General features: G+C 63.9%; 15 protein-coding genes. 1 reads left to right on the top strand and 14 read right to left on the bottom strand.

Annotated elements, in window-relative coordinates; translation table 11 throughout:
- The first annotated feature begins 27 nt into the window (after nt 1-27).
- Entirely contained in the window at nt 28-1038 is a 1011-nt protein-coding gene (locus V3314_RS15890) for an aldo/keto reductase (protein WP_338459249.1), read from the top strand.
- 117 nt (nt 1039-1155) lie between these two features.
- Here the strand turns inward: V3314_RS15890 and V3314_RS15885 are convergent, their stop codons facing one another.
- The 14 genes from V3314_RS15885 to V3314_RS15820 form a co-directional block, all read right to left on the bottom strand.
- Entirely contained in the window at nt 1156-2136 is a 981-nt protein-coding gene (locus V3314_RS15885; RefSeq protein WP_085598908.1) for an LLM class flavin-dependent oxidoreductase, read from the bottom strand.
- Between the two features lie 100 nt (nt 2137-2236).
- Nucleotides 2237-3148: a LysR family transcriptional regulator gene (locus V3314_RS15880; protein ID WP_196173926.1), complete on the bottom strand. Its 912-nt coding sequence runs from the start codon at nt 3146-3148 to the stop codon at nt 2237-2239.
- Between the two features lie 107 nt (nt 3149-3255).
- Nucleotides 3256-3948, bottom strand: a complete 693-nt coding sequence (locus tag V3314_RS15875) for a TraX family protein (RefSeq protein ID WP_046614207.1) — start codon at nt 3946-3948, stop codon at nt 3256-3258.
- A 3-nt stretch (nt 3949-3951) separates the two neighbouring features.
- Nucleotides 3952-5028 carry a metal-dependent hydrolase gene (locus tag V3314_RS15870; protein WP_046614208.1) on the bottom strand — a complete coding sequence of 359 codons (1077 nt, stop codon included), beginning with the start codon at nt 5026-5028 and terminating at the stop codon, nt 3952-3954.
- A gap of 186 nt (nt 5029-5214) precedes the next feature.
- A complete protein-coding gene (locus V3314_RS15865; protein WP_046614209.1) occupies nt 5215-6465 on the bottom strand; it encodes an OprD family porin in 1251 nt (416 codons plus the stop codon).
- A 54-nt stretch (nt 6466-6519) separates the two neighbouring features.
- Nucleotides 6520-7719 carry a benzoate/H(+) symporter BenE family transporter gene (locus tag V3314_RS15860; RefSeq protein WP_338459248.1) on the bottom strand — a complete coding sequence of 400 codons (1200 nt, stop codon included), beginning with the start codon at nt 7717-7719 and terminating at the stop codon, nt 6520-6522.
- Nucleotides 7720-7850: 131 nt separating this feature from the next.
- Entirely contained in the window at nt 7851-8765 is a 915-nt protein-coding gene (gene catA, locus V3314_RS15855) for a catechol 1,2-dioxygenase (RefSeq protein ID WP_108481605.1), read from the bottom strand.
- Between the two features lie 30 nt (nt 8766-8795).
- Nucleotides 8796-10145, bottom strand: a complete 1350-nt coding sequence (locus V3314_RS15850) for an aromatic acid/H+ symport family MFS transporter (protein WP_046614212.1) — start codon at nt 10143-10145, stop codon at nt 8796-8798.
- Nucleotides 10146-10203: 58 nt separating this feature from the next.
- Nucleotides 10204-10965, bottom strand: a complete 762-nt coding sequence (locus tag V3314_RS15845) for a 1,6-dihydroxycyclohexa-2,4-diene-1-carboxylate dehydrogenase (RefSeq protein WP_046614213.1) — start codon at nt 10963-10965, stop codon at nt 10204-10206.
- 145 nt (nt 10966-11110) lie between these two features.
- Nucleotides 11111-12121 (bottom strand): benzoate 1,2-dioxygenase electron transfer component BenC, encoded by a 1011-nt coding sequence (gene benC / locus V3314_RS15840; RefSeq protein WP_046614214.1) that lies wholly within the window; start codon nt 12119-12121, stop codon nt 11111-11113.
- Nucleotides 12122-12193: 72 nt separating this feature from the next.
- A complete protein-coding gene (gene benB, locus V3314_RS15835; protein ID WP_046614215.1) occupies nt 12194-12679 on the bottom strand; it encodes a benzoate 1,2-dioxygenase small subunit in 486 nt (161 codons plus the stop codon).
- The gene (gene benA / locus V3314_RS15830; protein WP_046614216.1) at nt 12676-14034 is read right to left on the bottom strand and encodes a benzoate 1,2-dioxygenase large subunit; all 1359 of its coding nucleotides are present in this window, start codon (nt 14032-14034) and stop codon (nt 12676-12678) included. Before benA ends, benB begins: the two co-directional genes overlap by 4 nt.
- Nucleotides 14035-14193: 159 nt before the next feature.
- Entirely contained in the window at nt 14194-15150 is a 957-nt protein-coding gene (locus tag V3314_RS15825) for an AraC family transcriptional regulator (RefSeq protein ID WP_196173924.1), read from the bottom strand.
- 295 nt (nt 15151-15445) lie between these two features.
- Entirely contained in the window at nt 15446-16177 is a 732-nt protein-coding gene (locus V3314_RS15820) for a hypothetical protein (RefSeq protein ID WP_046614385.1), read from the bottom strand.
- Between the last annotated feature and the right edge of the window lie 170 nt (nt 16178-16347).

The following is a 16347-nucleotide window of genomic DNA, read 5'->3' as shown; positions in this document are numbered from 1 at the left end:
CAGCCGACCGCACAAGGACCCAAGCGCATGATCTACCGCCCCCTCGGCCACAGTGGCCTGCAGGTTTCCGCCCTTACCCTGGGCAGCATGATGTTCGGCGAGCAGACCAGCACCGAGGACGCCCTGCGCATCATCGACAAGGCCAGGGCCCAGGGCATCAACTTCATCGACACCGCAGACGTGTACAACGCCGGGCGCGCGGAGGAAATCGTCGGCGAAGCGGTGGCCCGCCATCGCCAGGACTGGATCGTGGCCAGCAAGGTTGGCTTTGGCCCGGCCGATGGCCTGCCCAACCGCAGCGGGCTATCGCGCAAACACATCTTCAATGCCCTGGAAGCCACGCTGACGCGCATGGACATGGACTACCTGGACATCTACTACCTGCACCGCGAAGACCACAAAGTGCCGCTGGAAGAGAGCGTGCAGGCCATCGGCGACCTGCTGCGCCAGGGCAAGATCCGCTACTGGGGCGTGTCCAACTTCCGTGGCTGGCGCATCGCCGAGGCATGCCACATTGCCGAGCGACTGGGCGTGCCCAGGCCGGTGGTGAGCCAGCCGCTGTACAACATCGTCAACCGCCAGGCCGAACCGGAGCAGCTTACTGCTGCGGCAGCCCATGGCCTGGGCGTGGTGCCGTTCAGCCCGCTCGCGCGGGGCGTGCTCAGCGGCAAGTATGCGCCGGGAGCGGTGCCGGATGCCGGTAGCCGTGCCGGGCGCCAGGACAAGCGCATCATGGAGGTGGAATGGCGCCAGGAGTCGCTGGCCATCGCCCGGCAGATCCAGGCCTATGTGGAGGCCAAGGGCGTGGGTATCGTCGAGTTCGCGATTGCCTGGGTGCTGAACAACCGGCTGGTCAGTTCGGCAATTGTCGGGCCGCGGACGGAAGAACAGTGGGATACCTATGGCGGCGCGCTGGCGGTGAAGATTACCGCCGAGGATGAAGCGTTCATTGATTCATTGGTGACGCCGGGGCATGCGTCGACGCCGGGGTTCAACGATGTGGCGCATTATGTAAGTGGGCGGTTGGCCCGCAGCTGATCCTTCTCCTGTTCTGACCTCTTCGCGGGTAAACCCGCTCCCCACAGGATCACCTGTGCCTTCAGGGCCTGTGCAACCCCTGTGGGAGCGGGTTTACCCGCGAAGAGGCCGGTAGCTTTAACCCAGCTGCGCCAGGGCTTGCGCGGCATAAGCATGCGAACGCTGCCGCGCCAGCGGGTCGTGGATGCGGCAGTCGATCATCAGTTCATCCGCCCCGGTCTGCTCGATCAGGGTGCGCAACCCTTCCCTTACCCGCTCCGGCCCGCCGGCCACGGTGCAGGCCATCACCTGTTCAAGTACCGCGCGCTCATGGTCCGGCAGGCTTTCGACATACCCCTCCTGCGGTTTGGGCAACAAGCCGAAGCGCCCGACATGCAGGTCCAGCATCCATTTGCGATGGGAGCTGGCCAGGTAATCCGCCTCGGCATCGCTATCGGCGGCGAACAGGTTCATGCCCACCATCACATACGGCTTGGCCAGTTGTGCCGAAGGCTGGAAGTTGGCCCGGTAATGCGCGATGGCCTGCAGCAGGTAGCGCGGGGCAAAGTGTGAGGCAAAGGCATAGGGCAGGCCCAGTTTCGCTGCCAGGTCGGCACCGAACAGGCTGGAGCCGAGGATCCACACCGGGATGTCATGCTTGCCCGGCACGCCGCGTACGCGGCGCTTGCCGTTGTCGGCCAGGTAGTCACGCAGCTCGGCGATGTCCTGGCTGAAGTCGCGCTCTGGCGCGGCACCACGCAAGGCACGCACGGTCGGCCCGGAGCTGCCCGGCGCCCGGCCGAGCCCAAGGTCGATGCGGCCAGGGTGCAGGGTGTCGAGCGTGCCGAACTGCTCGGCCACCACCAACGGCGCGTGGTTGGGCAGCATGATGCCACCGGCACCGACGCGAATATGCCGGGTGGCGTTGGCGATTTCGTTGATGACCAGTGATGTTGCGGCCGAGCCGATGCCCGGCATATCGTGGTGTTCGGCGATCCAGTAGCGGCTGTATTGCTGTTGCTCGACATGGCGCGCCAGTTGGCGGGACTCTTCGATCGCGTCGGCGAAGGTCTTGCCTTCGCCGATCATGACCAGGTCCAGTACGGACAGTGCAGTCATGGGGTCTCCACAGGGATTATCAGTGACTGCCAGTTTCCTTGCTGCGCCGACAGCGATAAACCCGGTTTCAGGCCCGGCATAGGGGCCTCCCATTCCCCAATCAGTATTCCCAGGGCACGCCCGGTTCCCAGCTGGCTACCAGCAGGTCGATGAAGCCGCGTACCCGTGGCGACAGGTGGCGCTTGCTTGGATAGACGATGCGAATCGGGTCCGCCGGCGGCCGATAGGCTTGCAGCACCTCCACCAAGGTGCCACTGCGCAGGTCGTCGCCAGTGATGTAGGTGGGCAGGTGAATCAGCCCGAAACCCGCACGGGCGCCATCGAGCATCGCCTCGGAGCTGTCGATGTTCAGCCGCCCGGGGTCTTCGCACAGGTGCAGCCCCGCTTCGGTATGGAAGCGCCACGGCATGGCCTTTTCGCCGGCCAGGAAGGCGATCCTGTCATGGCCGTAGAGGTCGCAGGGCACCTGCGGTACGCCGCGTGCGCCCAGGTATGCGGGCGAGGCGCAGGTGACGAACTGCTGCCAGGCCACCGTGCGCGTCAACAGTTGCGAGTCTTCCTTCGGTGCGCCGATACGCACCGCAACGTCGATACCCTCATCGACCAGGTCGACGAAACGGTCGGTGAAGCGGATATCCGCGCGCAGTTCGGGCCACTGCTTCAGGTACCGGTCGAGAATCGGCAGCACATGGCGCTGGCCGAACGACAGGGGTGCTGTCAGGCGCAAGGTACCGGTGGGCTTGCCGCGGCGCTGGGCCATGGTGCTTTCCACCTCGTCCAGGTCATCCAGAATCTGCCGCCAGCGCTCGTAGGCCACCAGGCCCTCGTCGGTCAGGCTCAGCTTGCGCGTGGTGCGGTTGAGCAGGCGCACGGCCATGCGTGCCTCCAGGCGAGCGATGCTCTTGCCCACCGCCGAGCGCGTCAGGCCCAAGGTGGCGGCGGCGGCGGTAAAGCTGCCGGCCTTCGCGGCGCTGACGAAGGCGGCGATGTCGCCGAAGCGGTTGGGTTCCATGGGTGGTTCCTGAGTCTGGTGCGGCCGGTTTAGATGGGTATGGATTTGTGAAATGCAACCAGGACTATCGAGGCTGCACGCTCCTGCAAGTGTGGCTGCCAGAGCGATCAAGCGAAGACCTTGATCACCAGTAGATGCACCGGATAGAACAGGTAGCCCCAACGTCCCACTGCAGGCACCCGCCTATCATCATGACGCAGCAGCAGCAATCCGACCGGAATGGCCAAGGCTGCAGCAATCAGCGTCAGCACGGTAATGGGCGCCAACAGATGTTCCCGCAACCAACTGTTGGTCAGGTTCCCCCCCATCGCCAACAGGCAAGGCAATACCCAGGCCGGCCCTCCTTTGCGGCGGGCCATCAACCAGGCGCCCGGCAGCATCACCCCCGGCAGCCCGTACATCAGCTGTTCATTGAGCAACCACCCTGCAAGCAGACCGGCAACGCCAAGCACGCGCGCCGACCTCGACGGATGATGCACGCCCCACGCAACCAGCAACCCCAGCACCAGGGTCGGCATCACGCTGAACGTTGGCGAACCACTGTCCAGCCAACGGTAGGCAGGCTCCGACAGCACCGCGAACACCAGCATCAACCCCAGATAGCGCAGGTTGCCGCGGGTGTACAGAGCCCCGCCCCTGGCGCGCCCGACATTCACCGCAATCGCCAGGCAGAACAGCGGAAACGCCAACCGGCCCACTACGAACAGGCCATCGGCACCCGGCCACAGGAAACGCAGGTGGTCGGCGACCATGGTCAGCATCGCCGTCCACTTGACCATGTCCAGCCCGGCTGATCGCATGCCTCAGCGCCCGGGTTCGACTGTGGCGGGCCCCAGGTAGCGATCGGTCCAGGCAGCCAGCGGCAAAGGTGGCTGCTGTTCGACGATCCGTCGCCAGATCAGCACCAGGTCGTCGCCGTTTAATGCCGCCCCTGGCCCGGCACCCTTCCACATCGACGGCACATCGGCAATCCAGTCCCCCTGGCTGTCACGGTGGGCCATTTTGAAGCGGAACGTGTAGTTCCCCGGAATGCCCATGCGCAGGTCGCTGACCACCAGCACATCGCCGACCTGGTCGTAGCGCAGCCAGTCATCGGTGAACCAGCGCAAGCGCTGATGCAACGGGTTCCCGGCCAGCGCTTGCGCGAGTTGCAGATTACGCGGCAAACGCTGCATTTCTGGCGCTTGCTGGTCGAACGTACTGCTGATGCCTTCGTAGTAATCGCCCTCCGGGGTCTTGGCCAGCACCCGCCAGACCAGGCTGTTGAAGGCTATCGGCACGGCACGTACCTGGCTGACGGCGATACCTTGGCGGTCGAGGGCGGCCTGGAAACGCTGCTCGGCCGCCATGCGTCCGGCCAGGCCGAAACCCAGGTAGCAGGCGCTGAATACCAGGGCCAAGGTCAACAGCTGCGTAGCCTTGCTGGTCAGCCCTTTGATGATTGCGTAGATCACTGCGGCCAGCAGCGGCACGGTGTAGACCGGGTCGATGATGAACACCGCTGCCCAGCTTTCCGGGGTAGCCTGCAAGGGCCAGAACAACTGCGTGCCATAGACCGTGAAAGCGTCGAGCAACGGGTGGGTGACCAGCACCAGCCAGAACGCCAGGAACAGCCTGGGCAAGGTATAGCCTTTGTCTGGCCAGCACCTGTTGACCAGCCAGGCCAGCAGCAAGGCCAGCCCGGTGAGCACGAACAGGGAATGAGAAAAGCCGCGGTGGTAAGTCATCTGCGACACCGGGTCGGCGTAGCGGATGATCACGTCCAGGTCGGGAAGCGTGCCCAGCGCCGCGCCATACAGCAGAGAGCGGCGGCCCTGGATGCGGCCGAGTACGGTACCTTGCAGGGCCGCGCCGAGTACGGCTTGGGTGATGGAGTCCAAGGGAGGCATTCCTGAAAAGGTGGTTTCCAGAAGCTACCTTCATCCTGCCCTGATGCGCAATTCCCTTGGTTATGGGCGTTCATTCTGGGAGGTTGCCCAGCCCTTTTGGGCTGCGCTGTCGCGTAGATAACTGAAATTGTAAGCAATCCGCTCCCACAGAGGTCCCGCAGGCCTCCTGTGGATGCGTCAGAACAACTGCCAGGTATAGACCAGCGTCAAACGGTTCTCGTCGATGTCGCTGCGGTAGTTGGACCGGGCCATGGCATTGCGCACCCTGATCCCCAGCCCCTTCAGCACCCCGCCCTGCACGGCGTAACCGATGTCCAGGTCGCGCTCGCGGTCGCGCCCTTCGTAACCCAGCCCAGTGTCGACATTGTTACCGGTTATGTAGCGTACGGTCGCGGTCAGCCCCGGTACGCCCATGGCCGCGAAGTTGTAGTCGTAGCGCACCTGGTACGAGCGTTCGTCGGTGTAGGCGAACTCATAGGTCGGCACTTCGTTACCCAGCGGCGAGATGTTGGCGAACACCCGTGGGAACGGGCTGTCGCCGTAAATGCCCTGGTAGCCGGCATGGAAGCTGTGCCCGCCATGCCGAGCAGTGAACATGGAGAAGAATGCCTGGTTGTCGATGTTGCCGAGCAACGCATCGCCATCCTCGCGCGCAGTGAAATACCCCAGATTGGCGCTGAGCACCCAGCTGCCTACGGGCTTGCTGTGCTTGAGGCCGACAAAGCCCTGTTCATAGATGTCCTCCAACTGCCCGTACCACAGGCTGACGCTGCTCTGGTTGGCATTGAACGCATAGTCCCCGCCCAGGTAGTTGAAGGCATCGCTTTCTACCTGGCGCATCGGCACATGGCCGAGCATGGCGTTCATCTTGCCGTCACCGCCTTCATTGCGCAGGTGGGTGCTTTTCAGGTGCCCGGCCTGCACGGTCAGGCCATCGATTTCCGCCGAGTTCAGGCTTGCGCCCTGGTAGGTCGGTGGCAACAGGCGGATGTCGCTGAATGTCAGCACCGGCAGGTTGGGTTGCAGTTCGCCGACGCGCAATTCGGTTTTGGACAACCGTGCCTTGAAGGTGGGCGCCAGGCGGCTGTATTCGTCGGCGGCGCGGCCATCCCCGTGCACCGGCAGCAACCCGGTGTTGGTACGGTCGGGGCTGCTGTCGAGCTTGATACCCAGCAGGCCCAGGGCGTCAATGCCAAAGCCGACCGTACCCGGGGTGTAGCCCGACTTGAAGTCGAGGATGAAGCCCTGGGCCCACTCCTCGGCCTTGGATTGCCGATTGGCCCCGACGATGTCGGAGAAGTCGCGGCTGAAGTAGTAGTTACGGGCACTCAGGGTAGCCTTCGAATCTTCGAAGAAGCCGCCTTCGGCGGCCAGCAACGGTTGGCTGAGCAAAGTCAGGCCCAGGGCGACGCAAGGGGTGTGGTTCATTCCGAAGCTCTCTTGATCTTGTTTTTATGGGTAAAGCGTTGGAAGCACGACGGTTCATGGGGTACGGCGCAGCATCTCCCGGGCTCGTGGCTGGCGCAGCCTGAGCAACCCATGGCTCAGCAGGCCGAACAGCAGGCCCCAGAACGCTGCCGACAGGCCCAGGAAGGCCACCCCCGAAGCGGTGACCAGGAAGGTGAACAACCCGGCATCGCGCTCGGTTGGTTCCGCCAGGCTGCGGGCCAGGGCTTCGCTGATGGCACCATGCAGCGCCAGCCCGGCCAGGGCGGCGATCAGGGCAGCGGGGAATGCTGCGAACAGCGACATCAGCGCGGCCCCGGCGATCCCCAGCAGCAGGTACAGCGCACTGCCAGCCACCGCCGCGACATAGCGCCGCCGTGGGTTTTCATGGGCTTCATGGCCAGTGCACAGGCTGGCGGTGACCGCCGCCAGGTTCAGCCCGTGGCAACCGAACGGCGCCAGCGCGGCACCGGCCAGCGCGCTGGCACTGATGATCGGGCTGGCAGGCGTGGGGTAGCCGGCGTTGCGCAGCACCGCCATGCCCGGCATGAACTGCCCGGTCAGGGCCACCAGCACCATTGGCAGTGCCAGGCTGAATACCGCTTCCAGGCTGAACTGCGGGATGACCCACTGCGGCGACGCCAGCTCCAGCACCAACGCCTCGCTGCGAAACGCCCCGCTGACGACGGTCACCACCGTGCCCACGCACAGCACCGCCGCCACGGCGTAGCGCGGCTGCACCCGGCGCATCAGCACGTAGGTGACGAACATTGCCACGACCAGCAGCGGTTGCACCGGCAAGGCGCGGAACACCTCGATGCCGAAGCTGAACAGGATGCCGGCCTGCATGCCGGCGGCGATGGAGCCCGGCAGGCGCGCGATGATGCGGTCGAAGGCCCCGCTGATGCCTATCAGCAGCAAAACCAGGTTGGCCACCAGGTAGGCGCCAACGGCCTGTTCCAGGCCCAGTTGCGGCAAGGCGGTGACCAGCAGCGCCGAGCCTGGTATCGACCAGGCGATCACCACCGGCACCCGATAGCGCAGGCTGAGCAGCGCGCCAAGCACGGCGCTGCCCATGGACACTGCCCAGACCCAGGAGGACAGTTGCCGATGGGACAGGCCGGCGGCTTCTGCGGCGTGGAAGATGATCACCAGGGGGCCTGCGTAGGAGATCATCGTGGCGATGCAGCCGGCGACGATGGCGGACAGTGAACTGTCCTTGATCAGGGTTTTCATGGCACCTCTCGCATCGGTGATCTATGGCAAGGGCTGTGTGCCCTTGATCGCCGGCGAGCCAGCTCCCACAGAGGTCACAGGTTTCAGCCCTGTGGTGATCCTGTGGGAGCTGGCTTGCCGGCGATAAGGCTTCAGGCCTCCTGCAAAGCCCGCGGCCGCCCACTGCGCTGCTCATCCGCACCGCCCTGGGCCCGCTGCAACTGGAAGTCGAACTTCAACTCGGCATGCCGCCCCGCCTCGCCCTCGACGAACACCACCTCGCCCACCAGCCCATCGCGCGTGGCATAGGCAAAGTCATCCCACAGGTACTTGTCCCCGGCCAGGTTGATCTGCGTGGTCAGGTGCCGGTGCCCAGGCGCCGAGATGAAGAAGTGCACATGCGCCGGGCGCTGGCCATGGCGGCCCAGCAGGTCCAGGCACTCCTGGGTCGGCCCCTGCGGGTCGCAGCCGTAGCCTGACGGCACGATGGAGCGTGCGCGGTAGCGCCCTTGGGCATCGGTGACGATGCGCCGGCGCAGGTTGTACTCGGACTGGCTCTGGTCGAAGAACGAATAAGTGCCACGGGTATTGGCATGCCACAGGTCGACCGTGGCCCCCGGCAGTGGCCGGCCTTGCGGGTCGAGCACCCGGCCCTCCAGGTACATCAGCGTGGCAACGCCCTCCTCGCTACCGTCGTCCATGCGCACTTCACCTTCGGCGATGGGCGCACCGGCCACGTACAGCGGGCCTTCGATGGTGCGTGGGGTGCCGCCGACCAGGCCTGCCTGCTGGTCTTTGGCATCCTGCAGCAGGTCGAGGAAGTGTTCGATGCCCAACCCCGCCACCAGCAGCCCGGCTTCACCACGGCCGCCCAGGCGGTTGAGGTAGTCGACGGCATGCCAGAACTCGTCCTCGCTGATTTCCAGGTCTTCGATCAGCCGCGCGGTGTCTTGCAGCAGGCGCTGCACAATGCGCTTCAGGCGCGGGCTGCCGGCATCGTTGCCAAAGCCCGCGGCCTCTTCGAAGAACTGCTGTACCTCGGCAGTGTGGGAAATTTTCACGGTCATGGTGGGTTACCTCATGTTGTTGTTCTGGAGTTACGCCTGCGCCGCAATGGCCTGGGCATGCCGACGGCCGCTGGCCAGGTGCACGGCCATGGCCAGCGCGGCAATTGCGCCGGGGATGGCGAAGGCGATGAAGTTGAGTTGCAGGGGCAGGTTGATGCCCATCAGCGCACCACCCAGAAGCGGGCCGACGATGGCGCCGTTGCGGCCGATGCCCGAGGCCCAGCCCAGCCCGGTGGAGCGCACCGATAGCCCGTACAGCTGGGCGGCGCCGGCATACAGCAGGATCTGCGTGCCGATGGTGGTGGCGCCGGCAATGAAGATCAGCAGGTACAGCACCGGCATCGGGCTGTTGACGCCCAGCAGGCTGATCGACAGCGCGGCGGCAATGAAGAACGCCACCTTGACCTTGACCAGGTTGTAGCGGTCGCCCAGCCAGCCGCCGAGGATCGCCCCGGCCATGCCACCGAAGTTCAGCGCCAGCAGGAACGACAGGCTCGAGCCCAGGCTGTAGCCGGCGTTGGCCATCAGCTTCGGCAGCCAGGAACTGAGCGCGTAGACCATCAGCAGGCAGCAGAAGAACGCCAACCACAGCGCAAGGGTGCGAATGGCCAGGCCGTTGCGGAACAGTTCGACTACAGCGGTGAACTTGCCGGCCCTTTCGCGGGACAAGCCCGCTCCCACAGGAGCGACCAGTACATCGTCAGGTTGCACGTCGCAATCCGGGTCCAGCCGCTTGAGCAGCTTGCGGGCCTCGTCTTTACGGCCCTGGCGTACCAGGAAACCGATCGATTCAGGGAGGTAGTACAGGATCACCGGCAACAGCAGCAGTGGCACCGCTGCGGCGAAGAACATCGATTCCCAGCCGAAACGCGGCAGCATGAAGATGCCGACACCCGCCGAGAGCATGCCGCCCAGCGAGTAGCCACTGAACATGATCGCCACCAGCGTGCTGCGCAGGCGCTTGGGCGCGTACTCGTTCATCAGTGCCACGGCGTTGGGCATCAGGCCGCCACAGCCAAGGCCAGCAACGAAACGGTAGATGCCGAACTCGCTCGGGTTGCTGGCAAACCCGTTGAGGATGGTTGCCCCGGAGAACAAGGCGAAACAGATGGCGATACCCTTCTTGCGCCCGATGCGATCGGCCAGGCTGCCGAAGGCCAGGGCGCCGAACATCATGCCGAACAGTGCATAGCTGCCCAATGCACCGGCCTGCAACGGGGTCAGGCCCCACTCTTTCATGATGACCGGCAGTACCACGCCGTAGATGAACAGGTCATAGCCGTCGAAGATCAGCAGCAGGCCGCACCAGGCCATGACCATCCAGTGGAACGGGGTAAAGCGCGCGTTATCGATGATCGGGTGTACGTCAAGGGTTCGCATGGCATCTGTCGCTCTTGTTTTTGTTGTGAAAGAAAGCTCTTTGCCTTGTGGGTGTCGCTCAGCCGAGGTCGCCGCCCCCTACCGGCAAGGTCACGCCGGTGATGTACGAGGCTTCGTCGGAAGCCAGGAACAGGATCGCGCCCACCTGCTCGTCGATGCTGCCGTAGCGGTGCATCAGGCTGCTGTCGAGGGTCTGGTCGACGATCTGCTGGTACCAGTGCCTTTCCTGTTCGGTCTGCTCGGCGGTGTTGCGCGGCACGCGCCGGGGTGGCGCTTCGGTGCCGCCGGGGGCGGTGGCGTTGACCCGGATGCCCCGGCCGGCGGTTTCGAAGGCCAGGCACGCAGTCAGCGCATTGACGCCGCCCTTGGCCGCGCCATAGGGCACTCGGTTGACGCCACGGGTGGCGATGGACGAGACGTTGACGATGGCGCCGCTGCCGCGTTCGAGCATGTACGGCAGAGCGGCATGGCAGCACCACAAGGTGGGGAACAACGAGCGGCGTACTTCGGCTTCGATCTGGTCCACTTCGTAGTGTTCGAAGGGCTTGGCCCAGATGGTGCCGCCGACATTGTTGACCAGGATGTCGAGGCGGCCGAATGCTTCAACCGCGCTGGCCATGACCCGGGTGCAGTCGCCGTGTTGTTCCAGGTCGGCGGTGAGGGTGAGCATGCCCTCGCCGGCCAGTTCGTGAACCAGTTCGGAGCGGTCTACCGCGACCACCTGTGCGCCTTCGGCCTTGAGCCGCCAGCACACGCCACGGCCGATGCCCTGGGCGGCACCGGTGACCATGGCGACCTTGCCTTGGAATCGGTTGTTCATATCCATCTCTCCGGTTCGCCACAGTTCCTGTGGGAGCGGGCATGCCCGCGAATGCGTCCGACCAGACAAAGTTGTTGAACCTGCTGGCCTCTTCGCGGGCACGCCCGCTCCCACAGGGTCGGCGTATTACTTGGAATAAAAGGAATCAGGCCGCCGCCGCGAACTTCTCGTAGTAGAAGTTCGCCGGGGTAATGCCCTGCTCGCGCACGTACTGGCTGACCGCCTCCACCATTGGTGGCGGGCCGCACAGGTACACATCCACATCGCCGTCGTTGAGGTGGCGCGGTTCGATGTGCTGGGTCACGTAGCCCTTGCGCGGGTACTGGCTGTCCGGGTTGGCCACGCAGGCGCTGAAGGTGAAGTTGGGGATGCGCGCCGCCAGCGCCTGCAGGCGGTCGAGCTCGACCAGGTCGAAGTCGTTGGTCACGCCGTAGATCAGGTGCAGCGGGTGCTCGCTGCCCTGCTCGGCGATCTTCTCCAGCATCGCCGTGAACGGCGCCAGGCCGGTGCCACCAGCCAGCAACAGCAGTGGGCGCTGGATCGGCCGCAGGTAGAAACTGCCCAGCGGCCCGGCCAGGGTCATGCTGTCGCCGGCCTTGGCCAGGTTGGTCAGAAAGTTGCTCATCAGCCCGCCCGGCACGTTGCGGATCAGGAAGCTGACCTCGCCGTCCTTCTGCAGCGAACTGAACGAATAGGCGCGGCTCTGCTCGCTGCCCGGCACCTTGAGGTTGACATATTGCCCCGGCAGGAAGGCCAGGCGGCTGAGGGCCTCGCCCTTGATCGACAGGGCAATGGTGCTGGCCGACAGCTGGCGGACATCGCTGATGGCGGCCTTGAAACTGGCCTGCTCGGTCTTGCACAGCTGCGACGAGGCCGGGATGCGGATGACACAGTCGCTTTCAGCGCGCATCTGGCAGGTCAGTACGTAGCCTTCGGCGACTTCGTCTTCGCTCAGGGCATCTTCGATGAAGTTGTCGCCCAGGTCGTAACGCCCGGACTCGGCCTTGCACTTGCAGGTACCGCAGGCGCCATCGCGGCAGTCCAGCGGGATGTTGATGCCCTGACGGTAGGCGGCATCGGCCACGGTTTCATGACCGGTGGCCTCGATGAAGCGGGTCACCCCGTCTTCGAAATTCAGTGCGATCTGGTAGCTCATGTTGCACCTCGCGGGCGAGCCGGGCCACGGCGCGTCGCAGGACGCACCGGGCAGCGCTCGCAAAACCCTGGATCAGATGTGGTAGATGTCGATGACCTGGCGCACGTAGTCGTTCTTCAACACCACTTTCTTGGCCTTGATCAGCGGCTGCTCGCCGCGCAGGTCGAGGGTGTAGAAGCTGGTGCCGAAGTAACTGTCGGTAGTCTTGTAGCGGAAGCTCAGGGTGTGCCAGTTGAAGCGCACCAGGCAGCTGCCCTCGGCCTGCTCGACGATCTCGATGTTGCTGATGTTGTGCGAGGTACGGGTGTCGGGCACGGTCGCACTGGAGCGCTCGGTCTTGATGCGGAACACCCGATCTTCCAGGCCGCCGCGGTTGCCGTACCAGATCAGCGAGATTTCGCTTTGTGGGTCTTCGGTAAGGGTGTCGTCATCGTCCCAGCTCGGCATCCAGAAGCTGGCGTCGCTGGCGTACAGCTCCAGCCACTGGTCCCACTGGGCATCGTCCAGGTAGCGCGCTTCGCGGTAGAGGAAGTCGCGCACGGTTTCATACAGGCTCATTGCACGGCCTCCACGGGGATCAGTTGCTGTTCGTCCTTCAGCGCCTGGATCATGGTGTCCTGCCAGTACTTGTGCTGCAGCACGAACAGGCCTTCGTCCTCGGTGCGTACGCCGGACAGCAGCGGCTTGAGCTCGATTTCCCTGGCCGCTTCGTCGGCGCCTTCCACCCAGTGCGCCGCGCCGCGGGACATGTCGTTCCAGCCGGTGCCGCCGCCGTAGCCGGTCTGGCACGAGCGGAACTCTTCCAGGTCGTCCGGGGTGGCCATGCCGCTGACGTTGAAGAAGTCTTCGTACTGGCGAATGCGTTTGGCGCGGGCATCGGCGCTCTCGCCTTTCGGCGCGATGCAGTAGATGGTGATTTCGGTCTTGTTCACCGAAATCGGCCGGGCGATGCGGATCTGCGAGCTGAACTGGTCCATCAGGTACACGTTCGGGTACAGGCACAGGTTGCGCGAGTTCTCGATCATCCAGTCGGCACGGGCCTGGCCGAAGTCGGCGGCCAGCTGGTCACGGCGCTCGTAGGCCGGGCGGTCCTCGGGGTTGGCCCAGCGGGTCCACAGCAGCAGGTGGCCGTGGTCGAAGGAGTAGAAGCCACCGCCCTGCTTGGCCCAGGCGCCGGCGCTCATGGTCTTGATCTCTTCACCCGCCTCGCGCTGCTTGCGCTGGTTCTGGGTGGCGGCGTAGTTCCAGTGCACGGAACTGACGTGGTAGCCGTCGGCGCCGTTCTCGGCAGTGAGCTTCCAGTTGCCTTCGTAGATGTACGAGCTGGCACCGCGCAGCACTTCCAGGCCTTCCGGCGACTGGTCGACGATCATGTCGATGATCTTGGCCGACTCGCCCAGGTGCTCGACCAGCGGCTTGACGTCGGCATTCAGGCTGCCGAACAGGAAGCCACGGTACGACTCGAAGCGCGCCACCTTGGTCAGGTCGTGGGAGCCGTCGCAGTTGAAGCTGTCGGGGTAGCCGGCGTTGCTGGGGTCTTTGACCTTGAGCAGCTTGCCGCTGTTGTTGAAGGTCCAGCCGTGGAACGGGCAGGTGTAGCTGGAGCGGTTGCCGCGCTTGTGCCGGCAGAGCATGGCGCCGCGGTGGCTGCAGGCGTTGAGGAAGGCATTGAGCTCACCGTCCTTGTTGCGCGCGATGAAGATCGGCTGGCGCCCCATGGTCAGGGTGAGGAAGTCGTTTTTCTCGGGGATCTGGCTTTCATGGGCCAGGTAGATCCAGTTGCCCTCGAAGATGTGTTTCATCTCCAGGTCGAACAGGCGTGGGTCGGTGAACATCTCGCGCTTGCAGCGGTAGATGCCCTTTTCACGGTCGTCCTCGAGCAAGGCATTGAGGTAGTCGAATCCCAGGGACATGGCCAGGGTCTCCCTTGTTATTGTTTAGACCTGGTCAGGTTAGGGATTGGTATTGGGTGGGAATATCCGGTTTGTGCGCGGTGCTATCCGTTTTGTGCAAGTTGGTGTTTCTGCGGGGCCCTGTGGGCGCGGGTTCACCCGCGAAGAGGCCGGTGCGGCTCAGCGCCGATTTCGCAAGGTTTCCGAGGGCAACTCGCCAAACTGCTGCCGATACACCTCGGAAAACCGCCCCAGGTGCATGAAGCCATAATCCATGGCCAGTTCGGTCACGCTGCGTACCGCGCAACTGGCATCAGCCAGGCAGGCGTGTACCTGCTCCAGCTTGCGCTGGCGCACATACTGCTTGGGTGTGGTCTGCAGATGCCGGTCAAACAATGCATACAAGGAGCGCAGACTCATGCACGCCTGCTCCGCCAGCGCTTCAGCTGTCAGTTCAAGCTTCAGGTTGCGGTCGATGTGGTCGATGATCCGTTCAAGGCTTGCGCCCGGCGAACACAGGCTTTCGCGGCGGATATTGGTGCTCATCAGGGTCAGCAGCTTGCTGGCTACGATCTGGCTGTAATGGCCCTGCACCCTGGGCAGCGAATCGCTCACCTCTGCCTCCTGGCAGACCATCGCCAGCAGGTTGACGAACCCATCCAGCTCGTCCAGCCGGTAATGGTTGCGCAAGAACCGCACCCCGCCATCGGGGCGGTGCCAGCGTTGTTCGTCGCAGATCGAATCCAGTAGCCGGGTCGGCACCTTGAGGATGAACTTTTCGCAGTCCTCCGAATAAGTCAGGTCAACCGGGTCGTCGGGGTTGATCAGCAACAGCTCGCCCGGCACCAGGTGATGCTCGCGCTTGTGCCCACGCCACAGGCAGTTGCCGTTCAGCAGTACCTGCAGGTGGTAGATGGTTTCCAGTGCCGGCGAGGTAACGCGCACGCTGCCGCCGTAGCTGATGCGGCACAGGTCCAACTCAGCGAACTTGCGGTGGCTGAGGCTGGCTTGCGGATGAGTGGTGCGGGACAAGCCGATGCAATGCTGGCCTACATGCTGGTTGACATAATCAGACACAGCATAAGGGTCGGCGTGATGAAACACGCTACTGCGCTCGCTCAGCAGGCAGCTTTCCATAGGCAAGGCACTCGGTATCGTTATTGTTCTGGTTGCCGCTCCCTACCGCCCGGTGGGCTGTGGTTGCGGTCGTCACGGTCATTCTATCGAGCCGGTTGCGGTTCACGGGGGCAGGCGACAACCGGTGGATGGGCACACTTAAGCAAAAAGCCGGGGGTTGGGCAATGCGGCCTTGGGAATGGATGGGCGGATAGCGGACAGACGGGACAGGGGCCGCGTTCGTTTATCGAACGGTATTATTCTGCGCCGCGAAGAGGCCGGTACAGGTTACCCAGAATTCCCGAAACCGCTCACGTCACTGTACAGGCAGGAAGTTCATCAGCAGCAAGCTTTGCGCATAATTCAACCCAATACGCCTGTATCGCTCGTCCAGCAATTCCGCCAGCAAGTCCAGCCGAGCCACGATCTTGCCGAACTCCACGGCAAAACTCAGGTTGCTGCCCTCTTCCGAGATTTCGTTGGAGAACAACAGCAGCACGCCATTGGCATCCTGCCGCTGGCTCAACATCCAGGTGGCCTTCTCGATATTGCGCGCCGCGTTATTGACGAACAGCGGGTCGATGGTATCGGTCATGTAGAACTCGGTACGGCCGCCGTGCGCGGTGATCAGCATGCTGCCGATGGCGTAGATGAAGGCGCCGACCCGGTCACCACGAAATTCGGGGCTCAGGGCGTAGCTCAAGGCTGCCAGGTCGCGACGGTTGCCCAGTTGCGCCAAGGGCTGGCGTTGTTCGATGGCGATACGGATCTGCCGCTCGGCAGTGGCAGCATCCACGTAGCCGGACAGCTTCCACTGGTTGGGGTTGCGCAGGTACAGCTTGTTCATCAACAGGTACAAGCTCTGCAGGTTGTCGCGCATGGACAGCGTGGCCAGGCGATCGACGCTGGTCTGGAACAGTTCGCTGGGCTTGCCGTTGCCAAGCTGGTTGACCATGTCGCGTCCCTGCTGCTGAGTGCAGGCGCACAGGCATGCGAAGGTGCCTGCCAATAGCAGGCGGGGGAAGAATATGGGCTTGCTTGCAACCATCGGCACCGGGTCGATATTCGGCGGCCGCACCGGGGATCAGTGTGGCCTGGCCAAGCATAGAGCCCGGAAATTGGAAAAAGTGCGGTGATTGGGAAGATAGTAGGCCTGTACCGGCCTCTTCGCGGGTAAACCCGCTCCCACAGGATCACCGCAAACCCTGAAAACTGTGC

The sequence above is a fragment of the Pseudomonas sp. TE3-3-F2023 genome (assembly GCF_036784815.1).
In the GTDB taxonomy this organism is placed as follows: domain Bacteria; phylum Pseudomonadota; class Gammaproteobacteria; order Pseudomonadales; family Pseudomonadaceae; genus Aquipseudomonas; species Aquipseudomonas pudica.
This window is presented reverse-complemented; position numbering and strand designations above follow the sequence as displayed.

Coding starts and splice junctions, on each gene's coding strand:
- V3314_RS15860 (WP_338459248.1), bottom strand. CDS start 7,719: ATGAAAACCCTGATCAAGGACAGTTCACTGTCCGCCATCGTCGCCGGC.
- V3314_RS15885 (WP_085598908.1), bottom strand. CDS start 2,136: ATGACTGCACTGTCCGTACTGGACCTGGTCATGATCGGCGAAGGCAAG.
- V3314_RS15880 (WP_196173926.1), bottom strand. CDS start 3,148: ATGGAACCCAACCGCTTCGGCGACATCGCCGCCTTCGTCAGCGCCGCG.
- V3314_RS15875 (WP_046614207.1), bottom strand. CDS start 3,948: ATGCGATCAGCCGGGCTGGACATGGTCAAGTGGACGGCGATGCTGACC.
- V3314_RS15845 (WP_046614213.1), bottom strand. CDS start 10,965: ATGAACAACCGATTCCAAGGCAAGGTCGCCATGGTCACCGGTGCCGCC.
- V3314_RS15865 (WP_046614209.1), bottom strand. CDS start 6,465: ATGAACCACACCCCTTGCGTCGCCCTGGGCCTGACTTTGCTCAGCCAA.
- catA (WP_108481605.1), bottom strand. CDS start 8,765: ATGACCGTGAAAATTTCCCACACTGCCGAGGTACAGCAGTTCTTCGAA.
- V3314_RS15890 (WP_338459249.1), top strand. CDS start 28: ATGATCTACCGCCCCCTCGGCCACAGTGGCCTGCAGGTTTCCGCCCTT.
- benC (WP_046614214.1), bottom strand. CDS start 12,121: ATGAGCTACCAGATCGCACTGAATTTCGAAGACGGGGTGACCCGCTTC.
- benA (WP_046614216.1), bottom strand. CDS start 14,034: ATGTCCCTGGGATTCGACTACCTCAATGCCTTGCTCGAGGACGACCGT.
- V3314_RS15820 (WP_046614385.1), bottom strand. CDS start 16,177: ATGGTTGCAAGCAAGCCCATATTCTTCCCCCGCCTGCTATTGGCAGGC.
- V3314_RS15825 (WP_196173924.1), bottom strand. CDS start 15,150: ATGGAAAGCTGCCTGCTGAGCGAGCGCAGTAGCGTGTTTCATCACGCC.
- V3314_RS15850 (WP_046614212.1), bottom strand. CDS start 10,145: ATGCGAACCCTTGACGTACACCCGATCATCGATAACGCGCGCTTTACC.
- benB (WP_046614215.1), bottom strand. CDS start 12,679: ATGAGCCTGTATGAAACCGTGCGCGACTTCCTCTACCGCGAAGCGCGC.